Annotated in this window: 17 protein-coding genes; all 17 read right to left on the reverse strand. The window is 71.2% G+C overall.

The genetic code is table 11. The annotated features are described in order from the left end of the window. Positions 1–55 precede the first annotated feature (55 nt). On the reverse strand, positions 56–1,366 hold the full coding sequence (locus ABFX54_RS27850; RefSeq protein WP_346109506.1) for a glycoside hydrolase family 28 protein: 1,311 nt from the start codon (positions 1,364–1,366) through the stop codon (positions 56–58). Further along, a complete protein-coding gene (locus tag ABFX54_RS27855) occupies positions 1,363–3,513 on the reverse strand; it encodes a hypothetical protein (protein WP_346109507.1) in 2,151 nt (716 codons plus the stop codon). The genes ABFX54_RS27850 and ABFX54_RS27855 overlap by 4 nt, the downstream gene beginning before the upstream one ends. Next, the gene (locus ABFX54_RS27860; RefSeq protein WP_346109508.1) at positions 3,510–4,511 is read right to left on the reverse strand and encodes a DUF5605 domain-containing protein; all 1,002 of its coding nucleotides are present in this window, start codon (positions 4,509–4,511) and stop codon (positions 3,510–3,512) included. The genes ABFX54_RS27855 and ABFX54_RS27860 overlap by 4 nt, the downstream gene beginning before the upstream one ends. Next, positions 4,508–5,959, reverse strand: coding sequence for a DUF5060 domain-containing protein (locus tag ABFX54_RS27865; RefSeq protein ID WP_346109509.1), 1,452 nt, complete (start codon positions 5,957–5,959; stop codon positions 4,508–4,510). Before ABFX54_RS27865 ends, ABFX54_RS27860 begins: the two co-directional genes overlap by 4 nt. A gap of 14 nt (positions 5,960–5,973) precedes the next feature. Further along, positions 5,974–7,404, reverse strand: a complete 1,431-nt coding sequence (locus ABFX54_RS27870; protein ID WP_346109510.1) for an ABC transporter substrate-binding protein — start codon at positions 7,402–7,404, stop codon at positions 5,974–5,976. A gap of 21 nt (positions 7,405–7,425) precedes the next feature. Then, complete coding sequence (locus ABFX54_RS27875; RefSeq protein ID WP_346109511.1) at positions 7,426–8,622, reverse strand: sialidase family protein; 1,197 nt, start codon at positions 8,620–8,622, stop codon at positions 7,426–7,428. Continuing rightward, positions 8,619–9,710, reverse strand: a complete 1,092-nt coding sequence (locus ABFX54_RS27880) for a sialidase family protein (RefSeq protein ID WP_346109512.1) — start codon at positions 9,708–9,710, stop codon at positions 8,619–8,621. The genes ABFX54_RS27875 and ABFX54_RS27880 overlap by 4 nt, the downstream gene beginning before the upstream one ends. Beyond that, positions 9,707–10,747, reverse strand: a complete 1,041-nt coding sequence (locus ABFX54_RS27885; RefSeq protein ID WP_346109513.1) for an ABC transporter ATP-binding protein — start codon at positions 10,745–10,747, stop codon at positions 9,707–9,709. The genes ABFX54_RS27880 and ABFX54_RS27885 overlap by 4 nt, the downstream gene beginning before the upstream one ends. Beyond that, positions 10,744–11,751: an ABC transporter ATP-binding protein gene (locus ABFX54_RS27890; protein WP_346109514.1), complete on the reverse strand. Its 1,008-nt coding sequence runs from the start codon at positions 11,749–11,751 to the stop codon at positions 10,744–10,746. Before ABFX54_RS27890 ends, ABFX54_RS27885 begins: the two co-directional genes overlap by 4 nt. Positions 11,752–11,754: 3 nt before the next feature. After that, positions 11,755–13,011 (reverse strand): ABC transporter permease, encoded by a 1,257-nt coding sequence (locus tag ABFX54_RS27895; protein ID WP_346109515.1) that lies wholly within the window; start codon positions 13,009–13,011, stop codon positions 11,755–11,757. Between the two features lie 6 nt (positions 13,012–13,017). Next, the gene (locus tag ABFX54_RS27900) at positions 13,018–14,016 is read right to left on the reverse strand and encodes an ABC transporter permease (protein ID WP_346109516.1); all 999 of its coding nucleotides are present in this window, start codon (positions 14,014–14,016) and stop codon (positions 13,018–13,020) included. A 9-nt stretch (positions 14,017–14,025) separates the two neighbouring features. After that, positions 14,026–16,011: an ABC transporter substrate-binding protein gene (locus tag ABFX54_RS27905; protein WP_346109517.1), complete on the reverse strand. Its 1,986-nt coding sequence runs from the start codon at positions 16,009–16,011 to the stop codon at positions 14,026–14,028. Positions 16,012–16,031: 20 nt separating this feature from the next. Further along, entirely contained in the window at positions 16,032–18,368 is a 2,337-nt protein-coding gene (locus ABFX54_RS27910; protein WP_346109518.1) for an Ig-like domain-containing protein, read from the reverse strand. Positions 18,369–18,710: 342 nt separating this feature from the next. Beyond that, positions 18,711–19,733, reverse strand: a complete 1,023-nt coding sequence (locus ABFX54_RS27915) for a sugar-binding transcriptional regulator (RefSeq protein ID WP_346109519.1) — start codon at positions 19,731–19,733, stop codon at positions 18,711–18,713. Further along, positions 19,723–21,261 (reverse strand): FGGY family carbohydrate kinase, encoded by a 1,539-nt coding sequence (locus tag ABFX54_RS27920; RefSeq protein ID WP_346109520.1) that lies wholly within the window; start codon positions 21,259–21,261, stop codon positions 19,723–19,725. Before ABFX54_RS27920 ends, ABFX54_RS27915 begins: the two co-directional genes overlap by 11 nt. Continuing rightward, entirely contained in the window at positions 21,245–22,198 is a 954-nt protein-coding gene (locus ABFX54_RS27925; protein WP_346109521.1) for a transketolase family protein, read from the reverse strand. The genes ABFX54_RS27920 and ABFX54_RS27925 overlap by 17 nt, the downstream gene beginning before the upstream one ends. After that, positions 22,195–23,011, reverse strand: an 817-nt coding sequence (locus ABFX54_RS27930) for a transketolase (RefSeq protein ID WP_346109522.1), incomplete at its 5' end; no start/stop codon positions are given. The genes ABFX54_RS27925 and ABFX54_RS27930, both read right to left, overlap by 4 nt.

Genomic DNA, 23,011 nt, shown 5'->3' on the forward strand with positions numbered 1-23,011 from the left:
CGGCGGCAAGGCCGGCTCGCCGGTCGATCCCGCCCGCGATCAGCCAGGCCCGCGATCAGCTCTCGCCCACGGTCACCCCCGTGACCGACAGTCCCTCCACGTCGCGGGCCACGTCCGCCCGCAGCACCCGCGCGAACGAGCTGTCCCTGATCGTGATCTCCCGCAGCGGCTGCTCGGGATACCCCCGCAGCAGGTACGCGCTGCGCGTGCGGTCGCTGCGCACTCCCGACACGTGAACGTTCCTGATCGGCGGCGGATCGTCGCCGTTGTGCCCGTCCCCGTGGTAGAGGTCGATCGAGACGACCTCCTTGGTCAGCTCGCTGACCTCGACGTCCTTGACGTAGACGTTCTCCACGAAGCCGCCGCGCACGGAGTTCGTCTTGATGTAGAGCCCGAAGTACAGCCCGGGACCGCCCCACCGGCAGCGGCGGACGAACACGTTGCGGATGCCGCCGGTCGTGTCCGTCCCGATGGCGACCGAACCGTAGCGGTAACGCATGTCGCAGTCCTCGATCAGCACGTCCTCGCACGGCACCCCGACCCGCCGCCCGTCCGGCCCGCGCCCCGCCTTGATGGCGATGCAGTCGTCGCCCACGTCGAACACGCACCCGGTGATCACCACCGAGCGGCACGACTCGGGGTCGCAGCCGTCGTTGTTGGGGCCGCGCGAGTGGATGGACACGTTCCTGACCAGCACGTTCTCGCACCGGACCGGATGGATCTCCCACATGGGGGAGCGCACGATCCGCACGCCCTCCACCAGCACGTTGCGGCACAGGTACGGCTGGATCATGTTCGGCCGCAGGTAGTGCCCGGCCCCGAACACCCGCTCCGCCACCGGGACGCCCTCGGCCGCCATCCGCTGCAGCTCGGCCCAGTCCGCCGCCTCGTGCGGCTGCCCCTCCCGGTAGCCGAACTCGGGCGTGCCCACCCACGGCCACCAGTGCTCGGGGCCGGCGGAGCCGTCGAGCGTCCCGGCGCCGGTGATCGCGATGTTCTCCTGGCCGTAGGCGTAGACGAAGGGGGAGTAGTTGTAGCACTCGACGGCCGAGAACCGGGTGTAGACGGCCGGCAGGTAGTCGGCCGGGTCGGTGCTGAACCGGATCGTCGCCCCCGCCTCGACGTGCAGGTCCACGTCGCTGAGCAGGTGGATGGCGCCGGTCTCGTACGTTCCCGGCGGCACCCGCACATGACCGCCGCCCGCCTCGTGGCAGGCCGCGACGGCGGCGCGGAACGCCTCCGTCCAGGGGCCGCCGGTGCCGTAGTCCGTCAGGTCGAACCAGCGGTCGGGGAACTCCGGCGGGCGCACCCGGTCCTTCAGCTCGTCCGCGTACCGCCAGGCCGCTTCCTCGTCGGCGAAGTTCATGCCGCCTTCCTCATCCGCAGCGCGTGGTAGAGCGGCAGCGCGATCACCCAGGACGGGTTCCACGTGTTCGCCTCGCCCGTACGCTGCCAGTTGGTCTGGAAGAACCCTTCACCCTGCTCGCCGGGCACCTCGAAGCCCCAGTCGCCGGGCTCCGCGCAGACGCCCTGGCCCATGGCGTGCAGGATCGTCCAGGCGCGCTCGGCGTACCAGGGCTCGCCGGTCGCCAGGCCGAACTCCATCAGCTCGGACGTCGGGAAGAACACGTCGAGGTGGTGGTTCTGCACGCTCACCGACGGCCAGCCGCACGCCTTGAAGCCGCGCCGCTCGAACGTGGTGCCCGTGTCGTACTCGGGCGACCACACGTAGACGAACGTGAGCAGCCAGTCGGCCGCCGTCCGCGCCCACCGCGCGTACAGCTCCTTGCCGGTGAGCCGGTACAGCTCGAAGGCGGCCAGGAAGTAGTACATCCCGGCCTCCTTGTCCTCCCCTGAGGCGTCGAGCGTGGCGTGCGCGAACGGCCGCTCGAACGTGGCCGCGTGCAGCCGGTGGTACTGGCCGAGCACCTCCTCGGCGCGCAGCAGCCACACGCGCTCGCCGCCGAGCCGGTAGGCCCCCAGCATCGCCTGCACGCACGCGATCCCCGCCGCGCTGACCATGGTGCTGACCGAGGCGCCCGTCGGGGTCCAGCCGAGCGGGACGACGCCCTCGGGCAGCCGCGAGTGCCAGAAGAGCGTGGCGGCCTGCGCCACCGCCTCCTCCCACTCCGGCGGCACGTCGAGGCCCGCGTCCCTGAAGTCGGCGGCCAGGCCGGCCAGGTCGGCGATGGTCTCGCCGTGGGCGCGGCTGGAGACGAAGTCCGCGCCGTCCCTGCGGAACGGCTCCCACGCGCCGTCGTCGACGAGGTAGCGGGCGGCCCGCAGGCCGCGCACCCGCGTCGCGCTGCCCGCGACGTAGAAGTCCGCGGCCCGCCGGGCCCGCTCGATCCGCTCCGGCCGGTCCTCCTGGAGGCCGAGCAGGGCGTCGCAGCGGGCCAGCTTCATGCACTGCCCGGTCCAGCCGTACAGATATGACCGGGGCCGGCCGTGCCGTACGCCGTCGTAGGCGAGGTAGCCGTCGCCGTTCCAGCGGGCGTCCATGGCGTTGGCCTTGAGCCGGACCAGCTCGTCGGCGGACAAGGGCCGGGCGCCCTCGTCCTGGTAGAGGCCGGTGCGCACGAGCGTGGTGAAGCCGAGCCCGCGCGGCTCGACCGGCCCCCAGTCCAGCGTGTGCCGGGTGGTGAGGGTCGCCGCGGGGGCGAGGTCACGGTAGCCGACCGGCCGGTCGGCGATCTCGGCCTTGCTGACGTAACAGACGTCGGGACGCCCGTCGAACATGATCACGCCGGACATGGCCGTCACCGTCAGCCCGTGCGCCGTCGGCCCCGGTTCCGTCGGCCCCGGTTCCGTCGGCCCCGGTTCCGTCGGCCCCGGTTCCGTCAGCCGCTGTTCCGTGAGCTTCGGCGAGCGCAGGAGGCCGAGCGAGCCGTAGGCGACGGTGCCGTCCTCGGGAGACCGGTCGGGCTCGGGGTGGGCGAAGAGGCTGACGTAACGGCCGTCCCACGCGGCGTTGACCGCGGGGACGGGCAGCCGGTGCTCCTCGACCACGAGCCCGCCCGCGATGTGCGGGACGGTACGGGCCGGGTCGGACGAAGGGTTGTCGTTGTAGAGCACGCCGGGCACGGTCACGTGGGCGTCCTCGGTGGGCAGCGGGATCAGCAGGCCGGCCGCCACGTCGGCGACCTCCTCGGCCGAGTCGTTGCGCCACGTGGTGGTGAGCGTGAGCCGGCCGTCGGGGGTGAAGGCCAGCTCCAGGCGCGCGCTCAGCGCCTCGGCCTGGGCCGTCACCACCAGGGTCCCGCCGTCCGTCACCGTCACGCCGCCGGGCCGCGCTGGCTCGACCCGCCACGGCCGGCCCGCCGAGGCGGTGAGCAGGCCGCGCAGCGGGACCCGCAGGTGCGGGGCGCCGGCGTCGCGGCGGCCGAGCAGCATCTCCGGCCCGTCCCGGCCCGCCACCACGTCGACGTCCTTCCCGCCCGGCTCGGCGATGGCGGCGATGGCGGTGCTGTCGGAGCTGCCGGGGCTGCCGGCGGTCCGCGCGGAGACGGTCACGGGCACCGCCTCAGCCGCACGGCCTGGCCGACCGTGCCCGGCAGGTCGACCGTCACCGTCGGGCCCTCCCGCACGCCGCCCGGCGTGACCGTCATCTCCCACGTGTCGATCACCTCGACCTCGTACCGCCCCTCCGGCACCTCGTACTCCCGCTGCGGGAAACGGTGCTCGCCGCAGAACTCCAGGTAGAACTCGCCGGGCAGCTCCAGCATGGGCGCGTCGCGGTCGCGATAGGTCGCCTCGTCCGGCGTCCCGGCGAAGACGTGCCGCAGCAGGGCGAGCCGGGGGACGGCCTCGCCGGTGAGCGTCCCGCCGTCCCGCGACCAGGTCAGGCCCTCGTCATCGGCGTACGCCTCGCCGTGCGTCACGTACCGCCGCCGGATCGCGCCGTCCCACGCGCTGGTGACCACCTCCTCGGGGGGCAGGCTGCGCCAGGGGTCGTCCGCGTCGCCCTCGTACCCGCACATGTCCATGAGCACCGGCAGGTGGTGGTCGCGCGTCCGCACCCAGGCGTCGCGCGGGCGGGGCACGGTCACGCTGCCGTGGGTGAAGCCGTGCCGCCACAGCAGCGGGTCGTCCGGGCCCGTCGTGATCGACAGCGGGTGGCGGCCGGGGCCCTCCTCGGCGACCAGGCGCGCCAGCGCCACCCAGTCGTGCTCGGACAGGCCCGGCAGCGCGGCGGGGTCGTCCGACAGCGACCACCACACGTTCGCGTGCGCGGCCAGCCGCGGGACCACCTCCGTCACGTAGCGGGCGGCGGCTCCGGCGTCGTCGATGCCGTCCTCGGCGCGCAGCAGCACGATCTCGGCGGTCACGCCGATCGCGGCCAGCTCCGAGATCCGCTCCTCCAGCTCGTCCAGCGTGCACCGGGTCGCGGCCGCCGCCATCCGCACCCGGTCGAACGGCGAGGACGCGAGGGCGGCGAGTGTCCGCGCGCGCCGCTTCTCGCCGTGCAGGTGCCAGCCGAGCGCGGTGGTCGCCATCGGCCCGATCCTCATCGGTCCTCCACTTCCGTCATCCGCAGCGCCAGGTACGGGCGGCGCGGCAGCACGATCTCGGCCCGTCCCCGGTACACGCCCGGAACCGGCGTGCGCGTCATGTTCCAGGCGTCGATGATCTCCACGGTGTAGCCGCCGTCATCGTGGCCGTCATCGTGGCCGCCCTCGTGGCCGGCTTCGCGGGCGCCTTCGCGGGCGCCGCCGTCCGAGGGCGGCTCCACCGTGACGCGGGCCGGTCGCCGCCGGCCCAGGTAGCGCAGGGCGCCGCCGTCGCGGCGCAGCCCCTCCATGACCTCGCGCAGGAACGCGATCCTGGCCGGGCTCTCCCCGTACAGGCCGCCGCCGTTGCCGATCCAGGCCCGCTCCTCGTGCCCGGCCAGCGACTCGCCGTGCCCCGCGTACGCGCCGCGCGCCATGGCCTCCCAGCAGCGGTCCACCAGCTCGGGGCCGGTGACGTTGCCCCAGCGCTTGCCGATGTTCCCCTCGTAGGAGATCTCGTCCAGCACCACCGGCTTCGGGCAGGCGCGCAGCCACTCGGAGGCCGGCGTGACGTCCCAGTGCTGGACGCTGTGGTGGGTGATCCATGGCTTGGTGTTGTCGTACAGGGTCGCGACCTCGTACATGCGGGTGCCGTTGTGGATCGAGCGCAGGTGCTCGTACGGGTCCAGCCGCTGGATCGTGCGCAGGATGTCGTCCCAGTCCGCGACGGTCTTGGCCCGGTTGAAGTCGTACTCGTTGGCGGCCGACCACCACACGTTGCGGTAGGCGGCCAGACGGGCGACGACGTGCCGCAGGTAGGCGTGGTCGGCCTCGCGCCCCATGTCCTCGACTCCCCGCACCCCTCCGTCGTACGGGTGGAAGAGGATGACGTCGGCCTCGATGCCCAGCTCCAGCAGATCCCTGATCCTGGCTTCGAGATGGCGGAAGAAGACCGGGTTGTACCGGGTCCTGTCCAGCCCGCCGGGATCCTCGCCGGCGAACGGCACCTCGGGCGGCCGCATCGGCCCGGTCGGCAGCACGCACATGCGCAGCTTGTTGAACGGGGAGGCGGCGAGCGTGGCCAGCGTCCTGCGCTCGCGCTCCGCGTCCATGTCGTGCGTCCAGTGGTAGGCGGTCGTGCCGAACGGCAGGTACGGGGTGCCGTCGGCGTACTCGAAGTCGGTGCCGGTGGCCCGCACGGGGCCGTGGTTCCCGGGAGCGGGCGGCCCCGCCTCGAAGCCGCCCGTGTGCCCGTCCAGCTCGGTCACGTTGCTGACGGTGGTGTAGCTCCACGAACCCACCGCGTCCGGCATGAACCGGACGCGGTGGACGCCGTCGCCGTCGTAGAAGCCCTCGGCCTCGACGACGCGATTGCGGAACCGGTACCGGGCCGACAGGCGAACCTCCGTGAAGGGGTTGCCGCCGGAAGGCCCGGCCAGTTCGATCTCGTGGACGCCCCAGCGTTCCACGGTGGGGGACAGTGTTACCAATCCTTCCCTGACTCGGACTGAGCCTTGATGTAGTTGGGGATGTCCTGCTGCTGGGAGAGGGTCAGCGCCTGCTCGGGCGTCCCGCCGTCACGCAGGATGTGCTGGCGGTAGACCGACCACAGCGGCAGGTCCCAGTACTCGGTGTTCGCATAATTGGAGATCGCGGCGTTCTCGCCCCAGTAGACGGCCGAGGTGTCGATCTTGGCCAGCTCGGGAACGGCCTTGCCGAAGCTCGCCACGACCTGGTCGGTCTCCAGCACCGCCTTGACGCCGTGGCTGGACAGCTCGGCCTGGCCCTCCTCGGAGACCAGCCACTTCACGATCGCCAGCGCCTGCTCCTTCTTGGGCGAGGACGGCGGGACGAACGCGGCCCGCGTGTTCGGCTGGTAGGTCGTCGTGGCGCCCTTCTTCAGCACCGGGATCGCGCTGACGCCGATGTCGACGCTCCTGGCCTGCTCGGCGAAGGCGGCCTCGTCACCGTCCTCGATGAACAGCTCGCTGCCCGCGTACATGTTGAGCCGCGACAGCGTGTCGACCGCCATGGCCAGGTGGCCCGGCTGGCTCATGTCGCCCTTGAAGAAGTCGGTGACGGTGGTGAAGTCGTTGCGCGGGATCTCCAGGAAGCGGTACAGGTTGTCGACGTACGTCTTCCAGGCGGCGCCGCTGATGTCGACCTTGACGTCCTCGGGCGCGGGCTCCTCGCTCGACGTCGGCAGGAACGGGTAGAGACCGGCCTGGTTGAAGTCGAGGTACTGGTCGGGGTGCTGCATGTAGCCCTTGTAGTGATCCAGGCCGTCGTCCCTGGTCAGCTGCTCGGCCTTCTTGTACGCCTCGTCGTACGTCATGCCGGGCTTGGGATACCTCACCCGGAACCTGTCGAAGATCTTCTTGTTGTAGAGCAGCACGTGCTCGTCGATGAACAGCGGCACGCCGTAGATGCCGCCGTCGGAGCGCGATCTGGTCAGCTCCACCGCCGCCTGGTTCAGCGTGCTGAGGTCGATGCCGGCCCGCTCCAGGTCGGCCGTGAGGTCGCCGACCCAGCCGAGCGGTTCGAGGTCGCGGTCGATGCGGTTCTTCGGGTCCTCGATGACGATGTCCGGGGTGACCCCGGCCTTCTTCAGGTCCTCGTAACGGACGGGGTAGTCCCACGTCGCGTACTTGATCTTGACGTCGGGGAACGCCGCGCGCAGCTTGTTCCCGATGAGCTCGTCGAAGACCCTGGTCGCGGCCCCCTGCTCATCCTGGACGGTCGACTCGAACGGCTTGTAGTTGGCCGCGAAGATGAACAGCTCGTCGTCGCAGACGCTGAACGGAAGGTTGTACTTGTTCGGCACGTCCTTGCAGGCCGCGGCGGAGGCGTCGGCGGGGACGGCGGTGACGGACAGAGCGAGGGCGAGCAGCGCGACAGCACGCACCTTGTTCACAGGGGATCTCCTTCAGCCGGGCTATTTCGAGGGGGTGTAGCCGCACTGGCGCACGACATTTCGCCGGACGCCCTTCCTGAACTCGGTGATCGTGTGTTCGGGCCAGTTCGACAGCAGCCCCACCGAATTTCGGAGGAATTCCTCGTTGAAGACGACGTGCCGGATGTTGTTGCGGTTGTAGGAATAGACCAGGTGAATGAATCCGTCGGAGCTCTGCGTGAGCACCGGATAGGTGAACTGCGGGCCCGACTGCGCCTCGACGTCCACCGAGTTCTCCCACGTGCGCCCCTTGTCGGGCGAGAGCGAGAGCCGCATGGGGGAGCGGTGCTCCACCCACGGGTTGTAGGCCAGCACGAGCTTGCCGTCGGCCAGCTTCAGCGCGGCGACCCGCGAGTTCGGGTTGCCGATCGGCTCGGCCGCGGGAGCGCTCCAGGTGCGGCCGAAGTCGGTGGACTCGCTCCTGTAGATGGCCTGGTCGCCGGTCCGCAGGTACGCCACCAGCCGGCCCGGCTCCACCTCCGCCACGGTCGGCTGGATCGAGCCCTTCGGCGTGCGGATCCAGGCCCCGGCGTCCTCCGGATAGGACTTCCACGTGCTCATGTCCTGGCTGAAGACGTAGAAGCCGGAGGTGGACTTCTCCTCGTCGTAGATGGGCACCAGCACCTCGCCGTTCGACATCCGGATCGGGCTGGTGCCGACCATCCAGCCCCACTCGGAGCGGATGGTGGCGGGCTCGCTCCAGGTACGGCCGCCGTCGCCGGAGGTGATGAGCCGGATCGAGGACTGCTCCCAGCCGTGGCCCTCGATGACGACGAAGAACAGGTAGACCCGCTCGCCGTCCGACCACAGCACGGGGTTGCCGTCGGCCTTGCCCGCCTCGTCGAACACGACCTCGGGCTTCGACCAGGTCCTCTTGCCCGGCTCCAGGCGTGACAGGTACAGCGCCTGGTCGGCGGCGCCCTCCGAGGCGCCGCCGTAGTAGACGGTCAGCAGGTCTCCCGTCGGGGCCTGCGTGACGGCGGCGGCGTGCACCTTGGGCACGGCCGGGTCGGGGGCCGCCACGTCCTGGCGGCAGGCGTACGCGCCGGTGGGCGGATCCACCCGCACGTCGCCGCCGTCAGCTCCGCCCGCCACGCCGGCGGGCCCGCCCGCCAGGTAGGAGGGCACGCCGACGGCGACCGCCAGGGCGCCGTATAAAAGGCTCTGCCGGATTTTCATGAAGCGTCGATCTCCAGATGCTTGATGGTCTTCCGCAAATACGAGAAGGCGACGTCGAGCCGTCCTTCCCGGCCCTCGGTGACCGTCGGATAGGAATAGCCGAGCTCGTTCTGCCGATATTCGGCGTCGGCGTCCTGCAAAATTCGCCGGTGCGGCCAGGTCGCGCCGCCGTCCTCGGAGACGGCGACGGCCAGCGGGGTGCGCAGTGCCTTTTTGCGCCGCTCGCCGTGCTTGGTCACCCACCTGAACTGGTCGCGCTCCAGGCTCGCGTCGTTGTAGACGAGCGCGAGCCGTCCGTCGCCGAGCCTCGTGAGCTGGACGGAGGAGTCGTTGTTCGGCAGTCCGGTCCGCTCAGGGGCGGACCAGGTGCGGCCGTCGGAGGAGGTGGCGGCGTGGATCCGCCCCGCCCGCCGGTCGCGGAACATCGCCAGCAGCCGGCCGTCCGGCCGCCGCGCGATCGTCATCTGCACCAGGTCCGCGCTCGCGGGCACCTCGTGCTCGCTCCACGTACGCCCGTCGTCCGCGCTGACCTCCACCACGCTGTGGTCACCGCCGGTCGTGCAGTGGTAGGCGGGCAGCACCCACGTGCCGTCGTCCAGGACGACCGGCGGGTGCCGGACGAAGACGCCCGGCCGGGAGAACAGCACGCGCGGCTCGCTCCACGTGCGGCCCGCGTCCGCAGACTCGCGGGCCACGACGTGCGCGGTCGTCTGGTCGTGCGGCTCGCTTGAGGTGTGCAGCAGCCACACCCGCCCGCCGCCGTCCTCGAACAGCACCGGGTTCTGCTCGCTGCGCAGCGGGTCGGCCGCCACGAGCAGCGGCCGCTCCCAGCGGTCGCCGGTCAGCCGCGAGAGCACCACGTTCGTGCCGGGATCGCCTTCCTGAGGGCCGCTGAACCAGGCGCACAGCAGCTCGCCGCCGCCGGTGCGGAGCAGGTTGGCGGCGTGGTTGTCGGGCCCGTGCGGCGCCGGCAGCAGCGCCTCGCGGGCGCCCGTCAGCCCGCCGGAAGGGCCGCCGGCAGGGCGGACGACACCGTCGAAACGCGGATCACGCTCGCGCACGGCATCCTTGGACTGCGCCTCGTTCACGCGCTCACCTCTCGGACGTCGGGGTCGGGGACGCCGCGCAGGTCGAGCTCTCCGGCGAAGTGGCAGGCCACCCGCCGCCCCTCGACCTCGCGCAGCGGCGGCCGTTCTGTGCGGCACTCGTCCCGCGCGTACACGCAGCGGGGATGGAACGGGCAGCCAGGCGGCACGTGCGCCGGGTCGGCGATGTCGCCGAGCAGCTTGATCCGCTCGCGCTGCTTCCTGGCCGCCGGATCGGGATCGGGCACCGCCGACAGCAGCGCCTCGGTGTAGGGGTGCATGGGCCGCTGGTAGAGCCGCTCGGTCGGGCCCTGCTCGACCACCCGGCCCAGATACATCACCGCGACGTCGTCCGCGACGTGCTCGATGATGCCCAGGTCGTGGCTGACGAACAGGAACCCGAGCCCCTCCTCCTCCCGCAGGTCCGTCAGCAGGTTGAGGATCTGGGCCCGGACCGACACGTCCAGCGCGCTCACCGCCTCGTCGGCGACGACCAGCCGGGGCGAGAGCGCCAGCGCCCGCGCGATGCCGACCCGCTGCCGCTGGCCGCCGCTGAAGGCGTGCGGGTAGCGGTCGGCGTACTCGGGCCGCAGGCCGACGCGCTCAAGCAGCTCGCCGACCCGCGCCTCGATCTCCTCCTTGGTGCCGGTTCTGTGCACCCGCATCGGCTCGCCGATGATCTCGCGCAGCGTCTTGCGCGGGTTGAGCGACGAGTGCGGGTCCTGGAAGATCATCCGTACCTCCGCCCGGTACGACGTGAGCTCCTTCTCCTTCAGCCCCGCCACGTCGATCACCGAGCCGTCCGGCCGCCGGTAGAGCATGCGCCCGCCGGTCGGGTCGTGCGCCCGCACGATGCACCGGCCCAGCGTCGTCTTGCCGCAGCCGGACTCGCCGACCAGGCCGAGCGTGCGGCCAGCGACGAGGTCCAGGTCGACCTCGTCGACCGCCTTCACCGCGCCGACCTGCCGGCCCAGCAGGCCGCTGCGGACGGGGAAGTGTTTGGTCAGCCCCTCGATCCGCAGCAGGGGTTCCGTGCTCACTTGTCCTCCTCGTAGAGCAGGCAGGACACCTCGCGGTCGCCCGCGGGCTCGCTCACCGGGATCAGGCGCGGCTCCGCCACGTCGCACCGACCGGCCACGACGCGGTCGCAGCGCGGGTGGAAGGCGCAACCGGCGGGCCGCGCGTACGGGGGCGGGACCATGCCCTTGATCGCCGTCAGCCGGGTGCGCGCGGCGCGCCCCAGCCGCGGCATCGAGCGCAGCAGCGCCTGCGCGTACGGATGGCGGGGCTCGCCCAGCACCTGCTCGGCGGTGCCGTACTCGACGACCCGGCCCAGGTACATCACCGCCATCGTGTCGGCCACCTGCGCCGCCACGCCGAGGTCGTGCGTGATCAGCATGATCGCCATGCCGAACTCGTCCTGGAGGTCACGCAGCAGCTCCAGGATCTGCGCCTGCGTGGTCACGTCCAGGGCGGTCGTCGGCTCGTCGGCGATGAGCAGGCTCGGCCGGCACGACAGCGCCATCGCGATCATCGCCCGCTGCCGCATGCCGCCGCTCAGCTCGAACGGATAGGAGTCCACCCGCCGCTGCGGCATCGGGATGCCGACCCGGTCGAGCATCTCGATCGCGCGCCTGCGGGCGGCGGCCTTGCCCACGTTCTCGTGCAGCCGGACCGCCTCGACGATCTGGCTGCCGATCGTGTGCACCAGGCTCAGCGAGGCCATCGGCTCCTGGAACACCATCGCGATGTCCCGCCACCTGATCTCCCGCAGCAGCCGGGAGGGCGCGCCGACCAGCTCGACCGGGCCGCCGTCGCGGTGCAGGGTGATCCTGCCGCCCTCGATCCGGCCCGGCCGGTCGACCAGGCGCAGGATCGAGCGGGCCATGACGCTCTTCCCGCATCCCGACTCGCCGACGATGGCCAGCGTCTCGCCCCTGCGCACGCGCAGGTCCACGCCGTCCACGGCGGCGATCACGCCGTCGTCCATGAGGAAGTGCGTGCGCAGGTCCTCGATCTCCAGCAGCACGTCGTCCGCGCCCACGACTCACCGCCTCCTTGCCGTGTCGATCGGGGTCTCGATCGGGGTGTCGCCCGGGGTGTCGCCCGGGGCTCCGGCCGCCGCGTTGGTGGCGGTGCCGGTGCTCACGGGGGCCGGTCGCCGCGGGCGCCTGCGCCAGAAGGGCGTCCTGGCGCGGGGCCGGCCCGCCGATCCGTACGGGTCCGCGGCGTCACGCAGCCCGTCCCCGAAGAAGTTCATCGCGACCACGACGACCACCACCGCGATGCCCGGCGCCAGCAGCCACGGCGCGTTGGCGACCACGCGCACGTTCTGCGCGCCCTCCAGCAGCACGCCCCAGCTCACCGCCGGCGCCTGCAGCCCCAGGCCGAGGAAGCTCAGACTGGTCTCGCCCAGGATCATGCTCGGGATGGCCAGCGACAGCGAGGCGATGATGTGGCTGGCGAACGAGGGGATCATGTGCCGGAAGATGATCGACAGCCGGCCCACGCCGTCCAGCCGGGCGGCGGTGACGAAGTCCTCCTCGCGCAGCGACAGGAACCGCCCGCGCACGTCCCTGGCCAGCCCGGTCCACCCGATCAGCGACAGGAGCACGGTGATCGCGAAGTACCGGGTCAGCGGCCCCCAGTCGGTGGGGAGCGCGGCCGACAGCGCCATCCACAGCGGCAGGGTCGGGATCGCCATCAGGAACTCGATGACCCGCTGCACGATGTTGTCGACAGCGCCACCGAAATACCCTGATATGCCGCCTATCAGCATGCCGAGTAAGAAGCTGGCCGCCACGCCGACCAGCCCGATCGACAGCGACACGCGGGCGCCGTGGATCAGCCTGGACAGCAGGTCACGCCCGTTCTGGTCGGAGCCCAGCAGGAAGAACGGCGCGCCCTTCTGCACGGGCCCGATCAGGTGGATGTCGGACGGGATCAGCCCGAGCAGCTTGTACGCGTCCCCGCGCACGAACAGCCCGACCTCGACCACCTGGGACGGATCCTCGGTGTAGGTCTGCTCGTAGGTCTTCGGGTCGCGCTCGGTCGTGTACCCGTACACGTGCGGGCCGTGCTCACCCGACAGGCGCAGCACCTGCGGCGGCGCGTACGTCATCGACGTGTTCGCCGTCGAGCTGGACATCGGCGCGAAGAACTCCGCGAAGATCGCCACGAAGTAGACCGGGATGAGGATCGCCGCGCCGGCCATCGCGAGCCGGTGCCTGCGGAACTGCCGCCACATCAGCCGCCACTGCGGCAGCGTCCCCGCTTCCTTCGTCGTGGGTCGCCTGAGAAACATGGGGCGCTACTCTCTCTTGTACCGTTTGCGGATTCGCGGGTCCCACCACGCCAGCGCCAGATCGCTCACCACGGTGCCGACCACGGTCAGCACGCTGAGGATCAGCACGAAGCTGCCGACCAGATACATGTCCTGGTTCATGACGCCGCTGAGCAGCAGCGGGCCGCCGGTCGGCAGGCTCATGACGACCGACACGATGGTCTCCCCGCCGATCAGGCCGGGCAGCAGCCAGCCCACCGTGCTGAAGAACGGGCTGAGCGACATCCGTACCGGGTACTTCAGCAGCAGCTTCCACTCCGGCAGCCCCTTGGCCCTGGCCGTGTGCACGTAGGGCCGGTAGAGCTCGTCGAGCAGGTTCGCGCGGGTCACCCGGATCATGCCGGCGGTGCCGGACACCCCGATGACCACGATCGGCACCCACAGGTGGCCGAGCAGGTCGAGGACCTTGCCCAGGTTCCAGGCCGCGTCCTGGAACTCCGGCGAGAACAGCCCGCCCACGCTCGCCCCGAAGTAGCGGAACCCGATGTACATGAGGATCAGCGCCAGCATGAACTCGGGGACCGCCATCCCGATGAAGCCGAGGAAGGAGAAGCCGTAGTCACCCCACGAGTACTGCTTGACCGCGCTGTAGATCCCGATGGGGAACGCGATCGCCCAGACCATGAGCAGCGAGCTGACCGACAGGATCGCCGAGAGCAGCACCCGCTCGCCGATGAGCGTCGAGACCGGTTGATTCCAGGCAAACGATTGACCGAAGTCACCGTGGAAGATGATCGCCGAGAACCAGCGCCAGTACTGGACGATGAGCGGATCGTCCAGGCCGTAGCGCAGCCTGAGGTTGGTGATCTCCGCCGGGGTGAGGCTCTGCCCGCCCGCCTGCGCGTTCGCGATCACCGTCGAGACGTAGTCGCCCGGCGGCAGGTTGATGATGACGAACGTGACGATCGAGATCGCCCACAACGTCACCACCACGTAGACCAGCCGGCGGCCGAAGTAACCCAGCACGTCGGCCCCTCAGAACGAGTACTGCTCGGGCATGGTCGGCCCGGGGGTCACCTGCGCGCTCGCCATGGTGTCGGGCACGTTCTTGACCGTTTCGGCGACGATGCCGTACTCGGCGGGGTAGGAGCTGATCCCGATGCTGTAGAACTGCTCCTTGGCGATGCGCACGACCTCCTTGGCGTGGGCGAGCGCTTTGGTGAAGTCCGGCTCGTTGCGCATCGCGGTGAACGCGTCGAGCTGCTCGCGCACCACCTGGGGCGGCTCCTCGCCGCTCTTGCCCTTGCTGCCGTACCACAGGGCCCAGCGGATGGCGTAGCGGGCGCTGCCGGAGTTGCTCGGCACGTAGTAGTGATCGCCGCCGGTGCCGGTGATCAGGTCGAAGTCGCTGCACGTGTACGTGGACGCCTGCGGCTCGTTGCCCATCGAGCGCTCGGTGAAGAGCGTGTCGGCGACCGGATCGACCCGCAGCCCGACCCCGACCGCCTCCCAGTGCTTCTTGACGAACTCCAGCGCCTGCACGTGGTGCGGGAAGTCCGTGTTGGACATGATGGTGACGGTCAGCGGCTTGCCGCCGGGGCCGAGCCGCCTGCCGCTCGCGTCCTTCTTCAGCCCCGCCTTGTCCAGGTGCTCGCCGGCCTTGGCCACGTCGTACTCGGTGTGCTGCTTGGCGAAGTCCGCGTCGTAGAGCGCGTTGGTCTTCGACGGCGCGGCCTGCCAGGGCTCGCCCTGACCCGCGTACACGCCGTCGATGATCTCCTTGCGGTTGATCGCGTACGACAGCCCGACGCGGAAGTCCTTGTTCCTGAACAGCTCGCGCAGGTCGTCGTCGCCGATCGTCTGATTGAACTGGATGATCATCGTGTTGCTGAGCCGGCTCGGCACGTCGAAGATCCGGTACTTGCCCTTGGCCGCGTTCTGCGCGATCAGCGGCTTGTTCTCCGGCGTGTTGAAGTTGCGGGTCTGCATGGTGATCTCGCCGTTCATGATCTTCAGCAGCTCCACCTCGACGTCGCCGAGGACCTCCGCCCTGAACCGGTCGATGTAGGGGAGCTGGCGCCCCTGCTCGTCGACCTTCCAGTAGTACGGGTTCCGCTCGGCCACCACCGCCGTGCCCCGGCCGAGCGCGTTGGAGATCTTCCACGGGTGCAGCGTGGGCATGTCGGCGTTGTGCGGGACGTCGTTCTTGTTCATGAACAGCTGGGTCCAGTCCTCCAGCTGCTGCTCCTTGGCGAGCTTGTCGGCGTCCGGGTTGTACTTCTTGTGGAACTGCTTGAGGTAGTGCTTGGGCAGCAGGAACCCGGAGGCCCCGCCCCGCTCCAGCGTCGAGACCGCGAGCTGGAACAGCAGGCCGGCCTTCGGCTCCTTGTAGGCGTAGCGGACGGTCCGCTCGTCCAGCTTCTCCACCTTGACCAGCTCGTCCGTGGTGCCGTTCTCCAGGTAGAGGTCGTAGACGCCGGTCGTGTGCAGGTCCTTGTAGACGGCCACGTCCTCGAAGGCGAACAGCAGGTCGTCGGCCGTGCAGGGCTCGCCGTCGGACCACTTCAGGCCTTCGCGCAGGCGGAAGACGTACTCGCGACCGCCGTCCTTCACCTCGAACTCGGCCACGTTCGCGACGATGTCGTCCGGGCCCTTCTGCCCGTTGGTGCCCGGCTTGAGGCGGACGACGGGCTCGTAGGCGAGCGTGTAGTACAGCCAGTCGATGTCGTCCTCGCCGACCATCGCCGAGTTCCACGTGCCGCCGTACGCTCCCGGCTCCCGCAGCGGCTTGACGACCAGGGGGTTCCTCGGCAGGCGCTGCTCCAGCGGCGGCAGCTTGCCGGCCTTGACCAGCTCGGCCAGCGCCGGCGCCTCCTTGGCGGACAGGTCGGCCGCGCGCGCGGCGCCGGCGGAGCCCGAGTCCGGGCTGGTGTCGAAGAAGCTGCAGCCGGAGGCGGTGGCCAGCATCAGCAGGCCGCCGCCGCGGAGCAGGCTCCTCCTCGTGAACACGTGCTCTGTCATGGGTGGTGCTCCGTTCGGGTCTAACGATTGACCTTGACCTGGCGGAAGGTCGCCGTGGTGTAGACGGGGACGCCGTTCGCCTCCTGGTTGCCGTCCACGGCGAGCCCGACGTAGAACCGGCCGGTCCGCATGACGATGCGCTCGTAGCCGATGCGGTCCCAGTTGAGCGAGTTGTCCGAGAGGAAGGCTTCGAACTCGATGTCGCCGCCGGTCGGCAGGCTCCGGCAGACCAGCCGCAGCCAGTACGGCTTGTCGTCCAGCGGATCGTCGCCGGCCGGCGGGAACACGCCGACGCTGGGCGTCGTACCGTGGGAGGCGACCCTGATCGCCTTGGCGCGCCTGCGCGAGCCGTCCTCGCTGCTGGCCGCGTAGCCGATGCCGGCCATCATGAACGGCGAGTTGGGCTCCAGGTCCTGCCGGATCATGATCCCGGCCACGGCGTCCACGTGGTTCTTGCTCACGTCGTCCACCCGGGCGGTGATCTCCAGCACCTCGCCGCGCTTGCTGAAGCCGACCGCCTTGTAGGCGAAGTGGAAGGAGTCCTTCCAGCCGGCGATCTTGCCGGACCCCTTGATGGTGAACACGCCGTCCTTGAGCGCCGTGTTGCCGGGGATCGGCACCTCGCCGACGTCCTTGACCTGCCACCCGGAGTGCGTCCTGGTGCGGTTGACGTGGATCGGCACCAGCGAGGAGGTGGTGGCCGAGCCGGTGCTGTCGGTGGCCCTGGCGGTCAGGAAGTAGGTGCCGTCGGTGACGCCCTGCCAGGTCGCCCGGTACGGCGCCGCCGTCGCCTCGCCGATCTTCTCGTCGCCGTGGAAGAACTCGACCCTGGCGATGCTCGCGCCCCCGGCGGCCGTGGCCTCGGCCGTGACCGTGACCTGCTGCTTGTCCTTGTTCGCTGCGAACACCTGGTCGATCGTGGGTGAGGTGATCGCCACCTCGGGGTTGGGCGCCCCGGTCCGCTGGATCGAGTTCAGGTAGCGCTCCAGGTTCGTGTACCCGTCGCCGCCGACCGCCTGGGCGTCCTTGGCGTCGTCCGGGTTGAGGCCCTGGGCGGTCTCCCACTCGTCCGGGATGCCGTCCTTGTCGGTGTCGGCCGGCGCGGCCACCTCGGACGGTAAGGGCAGGAAGCCGCCCACGTCCTTCTGCGAGTCGATGTGCCGGCCGGTGCCGGTGCGCGCCTCGTTGACCAGCCGGGCGTCGATGGCGTCCCGGCGCGGCAGGGTGGCGCCCGCCTGGTCGAGCACGGCTGCGTACGCCTGCTGCGGGGTCTGCTCGGTGATCCCGTTCTGGAACTCCACCGGCTGCGGCAGCAGCGTGATGCCGCCGATCGGGTAGGTGATGCCGAGCGTGTTGTCGGCCGTGACGTCGGCGTGGCCGGCGATCTCGTTGCCGCTGACGTGCCACTGGCCGAACCGGCCGGGGGCGACGATCTCCCTGGCGATCTTCGGCAGCGTGTTGGGGCCCGGCTTGTAGTAGTTGCCCACCAGGTTGATGCCGTTGGACCACTCGCCGCCGTAACAGGAGGTGATGCCGGGGTTGTAGATCACGTTGTTGCGGTGGTCCACCAGCAGGGCCATGCCCTCTTCGAAGCTGAAGCGCGGGTTGCGCGCGTTCTGGTGGATGAGCAGGTTGTGGTGGTACGTGATCGTGTCACCGCCCCACAGGCCGCCCATGCCGTGCCGGCCCTTGTCGTGCACCGAGTTCGTCAGGCCCTCGGAGATGACGCACCACTGGACGGTCACGTTGGTGTTGCCGTAGACGGAGAAGCACTCGTCCACGCCCCAGCTGAACGAGCAGTGGTCGATGATCAGGTCGCGCACGCCCCGGGCGGCGAACGTGTCGATCGGGGTGCCCAGCTCGTCGCCGCCGCGGAAGCGCAGGTGACGCAGGATGATGTTGTTTCCCTTGATCTGCGTCTCGTTGCCGGTGACGGTGACGCCGTGCCCTGGGGCGGTCTGGCCGGCGATCGTGAGGTTCGACCCGGTGACGTCGAGCCCGCCCTTGAGCTTGATGGTGCCGGCCACCCGGAAGACGATCGTGCCGTCCGACTTGGCGCAGGCCGCGCGGAGCGAGCCGGGGCCGTCGTCGTCGAGGTTGGTCACCTCGTAGACGGCGCCGCCCCGGCCGCCGGTTGTGAACATGCCCGCGCCCTCGGCCCCGGGGAAGGCGGGGATCTTCTTCGCCGCCTGGGCGCTCGGCGCGGGGGTGGGTGTGGAGCTCGGCGCCGGCTCGGCGCCGGCCGTGCCCGGAATTCCGGCCAGCGCGACTCCGGGCGTGGCCAATGCCGCCGAGCGCACGAAAGTGCGCCGGCTGAATGCTGATTGCTGGGGATCGAAGCCAAGGGCCTCGGTCATCGAAACGCTCGCTTTCCGCCCCGGAAAAAGGCAGGGCTGTGCCGTCTTTCGGCACACTCCGGACCCACGCTGTCGCTAGGTGAGAATTTTTATTCAGCCATGAATGGAGTGGATTCATCACATCGTGAACGACACGCATGTCAGTGTCAAGAGCGGTTTCCCGGCAGATGACGCGCCAGTAAACGCTGAGCCGCCTCATGGCACGAAGAAGGCCGCCGTGCGCGGCGCACGACGGCCTTGACGGACGCCCTGATGGATCCCTTGATGGACGGGCACGGGTCTCAGCGGAGCCGGGCACCCGGTCCTGGGGGATGCCCAGGACCGGCGCCGGATGAGACGGGGTCAGTCTTTGAGCAGCTCCTCGGCCACGCCCACGTCCGTGATGAGCGTGTTGACCCAGCCGCCCTTGAGCGCGGCCCTGATCGCGGCCGTCTTGCGCCGGCCCCCGGCGATGGCGATGCGTCGCGGCACCCGCAGCAGGTCGGCGGCGGGAATGCCGAGAATGCGCTCCTCCAGCGGCGAGTCGATCAGCCGCCCTTCGGCGTCGAAGAAGCGCAGGCAGACGTCGCCCACCGCGCCGAGCCCGCGCAGCGTCTCCAGCTCGTCCTCGGAGATCGCGTTGCCGCTCTCCTGCAGCAGCGGCGACGGGTTGAGGCTGCCGATCCCCACCAGCACGGTCGTCAGCCGCGACCACGCGTCGACCACCTGACGCACCACGTGGTCGTCCGACAGCGCCTGCCGCGCCACCGCCGAGCCGACCAGCCCGGGCGCGGGCAGGAAGACCGGCTCGGCGCCGGTCAGATCCGCCAGGTGGGCGGCCAGCCTGGTCGCCTGCACCTGCGCGGAGCCCTTGCCCACACCGCCGATGAGCTGCACGACCTCCTCGGCCACCCGCACAGGACGGCGCTGCATGGCCTCCACGGTGGCCAGCAGGCTCGCGCTCCACGACGAGATGCCGAGGTGCTCGCCGCCGATCAGCGTGGCGTCCAGATGGGTCGCCCCGGCCGAGCCGAGCGCGGCCACCACGTCGTGGTTCTCGCCCGCCGCGTCCACGACGATGATCTGCTCCACGCCGTACTTGCGTTCGAGGTCCTCCTCCAGCAGCGCGTGCACGCCGCTGGGCACGACGACCACCGTGCGCACGATGCCGATCTCCGCGGCCTCCTTGAGCAGCCGCGACACCCGCGGCTGCGAGATGCGCAGCTGGGCGGCGATCTGCGGCTGCCGCACGCCGTGCTCGTGATAGAGCCGGGCGACGCGCACCAGCAGCCGCATGCGCTCGGACTCCTGGCTGAGCCGGCGGCCGCTGTATCTCACGGGCTCGCCGACGGCACGGCCCTTCTCGAACTGACCTTCAGCTCCCACGATCGCTGGCCTCCGCTTCGGCTCCGCCGCTCTTGCTGGTCCGGTGGCGAGCCCGGGCCACTGCCGAGTGCCATTGTGCTAGGGCTTGGCGCCGCTCGCACACCGCGAGAACGGGTGTGTAGCGCCGGCCGTGGCGGGGCAGCCCGGACAGCTCCCGGCGGGACCATACACCGGATGCCGCCCCGGCCAGATGCGCGGCGCCGAGCGCCGACAGCTCCGGCCGCCGCGCGACCCGCACCGCGTGGCCGCTGACGTCGGCCTGCCACTGCATCAGGTCGGCGTTGGCGGTGGGCCCGCCGTCGGCCAGCAGCTCCTCGACCGGACCGGCCGCGCGCTCCATGGCCGACACGACGTCGCCGACCTGAAGGCCGATCGAGTCGATCGCCGCCCTCGCCATGTCCTCCCTGCGGGTGTCGAGGCCGAAGCCCGTCATGACCGCCTGCGCACGGTCGTCCCACCACGGTGCGCCGAGGCCACCGAACGCCGGCACGATGTGCAGCCTACCCCGGTGGCCACGGGCCGCGAGCCGTGCCAGCTCGCCGGGCTCGGTGCCGAGCACCCCGGCCAGCCAGGTGATCGTGGCGCCGGTGGACAGGACGTTGCCCTCCAGGGCGTACGCCGGCTCGCCGTCGTCCCATCCGATCGTCAGGCACAACTCCTCGCCGGCCGCCGCCTCGGGTCCCGCGAGGCCCATGACGGACGAGCCGGTGCCGTACGTGACCTTGACTCGGCCCCGCCGCCCCGCCGCGTGCGCGAACAGCGCGGCGTGCGAGTCGCCGAGCACGGCCGAGACCGGGATCCCGGCCAGCGACGGGTGCAGCCCGCCCGCGCCGGCGTGCTCGCCGGTGGAGGCGACCACGCGGGGCAGCGCCTCCACCGGCACGCCGAACAGGGCGAGCAGCTCGGGGCTCCACGCCCGCCGCCGCACGTCGAGCAACTGGGTGCGGGACGCGCAGCCCACCTCGGCGACGTGCCCGCCGCCGAGCCGGTGCAGCAGCCACGAGTCCACCGTGCCCAGGCACAGCTCACCTCGCGCCGCGCGGGCCCGGCGCGGGTCGTGCCGGTCGAGCAGCCAGGCCGCCTTGGCCGCCGAGAACATCGGGTCCAGGGGCAGGCCGCTGATCCGGCGGACCCGCCGGGCGGCGCCCTCGGCGGCCAGCAGGGCGCACAGCTCGGCGCCCCTGCGGTCCTGCCAGCTCACCAGCGGGCCCAGGGGCTCGCCCGTGGCGCGGTCCCAGAGCAGCACCGACTCGCGCTGCACGCTCAGCCCCACCGCCGCGACCCGGCCGCCGGACGGCAGTCCGGCCAGGCACTTCGCCACCGCGTCGAGGACGCCGCGCCACAGCTCCTCGCCGTCCTGCTCGACCCGTCCAGGGGCCGGATCCCGCCGCGAGAGCGGGGCCGAGGCCACGGACACCGGCTCGCCCGAGGTGTCGACGAGGATCGCCTTGGTCGCGCTCGTGCCCTGGTCGACCCCCAGCACGAAGACCCCGCCACGCCCGCCGGTTACGTCAGATGTGGTGGTCAAGGCCCAGCACCTCCAAGGCCGACCTGGCGATCCCGGCCGCGGTGAGCCCGTAGTACTCCAGCAGGAACTCCGTCTCCCCGGTCGGCGCGAACGTACGGGGACCGAGCAGCCGCATCGGCACAGGCCGCGTCTCCAGCACGACCTCCGCCACCGCCGCCCCGAGCCCGCCGGTGGGCACCGCCTCCTCGGCCGTCACGACCGCCCCGGTCTGCCGCGCCGCGGCCATGATCTCCTCCCGGTCAAGAGGGGAGATGGTGGACACGTTCACCACCCTGACCTGCACCCCGTGCTCGGCCAGCAGCGCGGCCGCCTCCAGCGCCCGGCTCACCAGCGTGCCGGTCGCCACGATCGTGGCGTCCACGCCCTCGCGCAGGCGCACCGCCCGGCCGTAGGTGAAGGCGGGGCCCTGCGGCGGCGACACGTCCGGCACCGGGAACCTGCCGATCCGCAGGAACACCGGCCCCGGTGTCCGCGCCGCCCACCGGATCGCCGCCCGCGTCTGGGCCGGGTCGGCGGGCACGACCACGGGCAGGTCCGCGATGGCACGCAGCCACGACAGGTCCTCGGTCGAGTGGTGGGTCGGCCCCAGCGCCCCGTACGAGAGCCCGGGGCTCATCCCGCACAGCTTGACGTTAGCCACGCTGTAGGCCACGTCGGCCTTGATCTGCTCCAGCGCCCGCGCGGTCAGGAACGTCGCCGCCCCGCACACGAACGGCACCAGCCCCGCGTTGGCCAGCCCGGCGCCGATGCCGACCATGTCCTGCTCCGCGATGCCCACGTTGACCAGCCGGTCCGGGAACTCCGCGGCGAAGGCGCCCAGCTTGCTCGACCCCACCGAGTCGTTGCACACGGCCACGATCCGGCTGTCGGCGCGGGCCAGCCGGACCAGCTCCTCGGCGAAGGCGTCCCTGCAGTCGTGCCGCTCCTCGACGATCAACGCAGTTCCTCTAGCGCGAGGCGGGTCTGCTCGGGGTCCGGCACCCGGTGATGCCACTCCACCCGATCCTCCATGAACGACACCCCTCGTCCCTTCACGGTCCTCGCGATCACGCAGCGCGGCCGGCCGGCGCGCGGCGCGGTGACGGCGTCCAGCAGCGCCAGATGGTCGTGCCCGTCCACCTCGACGGCCTCCCACCCGAACGCCCGCCACTTGTCGGCCAGCGGCTCCAGGTCGTTCGTCGCGCTGGTGCGCGCGCCCTGCTGCAGCCCGTTGCGGTCCACCACGGCGGTCAGCGAGGCCAGCTTCCTGTGCCCGGCCGTCATGGCGGCCTCCCAGTTGCTGCCCTCCTGCAGCTCGCCGTCGCCCAGCACCACGACCGTCCTGGCCGCCGAGCCGCGCAGCCGCAGGCCCACCGCGACGCCCACGCCGACGGGCAGCCCGTGGCCGAGCGGGCCCGTGCTGGTCTCGACACCGGGCACCGCCCTGCGGCTCGGGTGGCCGTTGAGCGGCGACAGCGGGGCCGCGAACGTCCGCAGCCGCTCTGCGGGGAAGAAACCGCAGGTCGTGAGCGTGGTGTAGAGGGCCACCGAGCAGTGTCCCTTGCTCAGGATGAACCGGTCGCGTTCGGGCCAGTCCGGGTCGGCCGGATCGACGCGCAGCACGGCGCCGTACAGGGTGGCCAGGATGTCCGTCACCGACAGGTCGCCGCCGGCGTGGCCGAGGCCCGCGCCGCTGATGGTGCCGATGACGGTACGCCGGATCCCGGCCGCCAGCGCGGCCAGCGCGGCGGCGGAGGCGGCCAGGTCGGAG

The organism is Nonomuraea maheshkhaliensis, from assembly GCF_039529435.1.
Lineage (GTDB): Bacteria > Actinomycetota > Actinomycetes > Streptosporangiales > Streptosporangiaceae > Nonomuraea > Nonomuraea maheshkhaliensis.

Coding starts and splice junctions, on each gene's coding strand:
- ABFX54_RS27850 (WP_346109506.1), bottom strand. CDS start 1,366: ATGAACTTCGCCGACGAGGAAGCGGCCTGGCGGTACGCGGACGAGCTG.
- ABFX54_RS27860 (WP_346109508.1), bottom strand. CDS start 4,511: ATGAGGATCGGGCCGATGGCGACCACCGCGCTCGGCTGGCACCTGCAC.
- ABFX54_RS27875 (WP_346109511.1), bottom strand. CDS start 8,622: ATGAAAATCCGGCAGAGCCTTTTATACGGCGCCCTGGCGGTCGCCGTC.
- ABFX54_RS27895 (WP_346109515.1), bottom strand. CDS start 13,011: ATGTTTCTCAGGCGACCCACGACGAAGGAAGCGGGGACGCTGCCGCAG.
- ABFX54_RS27905 (WP_346109517.1), bottom strand. CDS start 16,011: ATGACAGAGCACGTGTTCACGAGGAGGAGCCTGCTCCGCGGCGGCGGC.
- ABFX54_RS27910 (WP_346109518.1), bottom strand. CDS start 18,368: ATGACCGAGGCCCTTGGCTTCGATCCCCAGCAATCAGCATTCAGCCGG.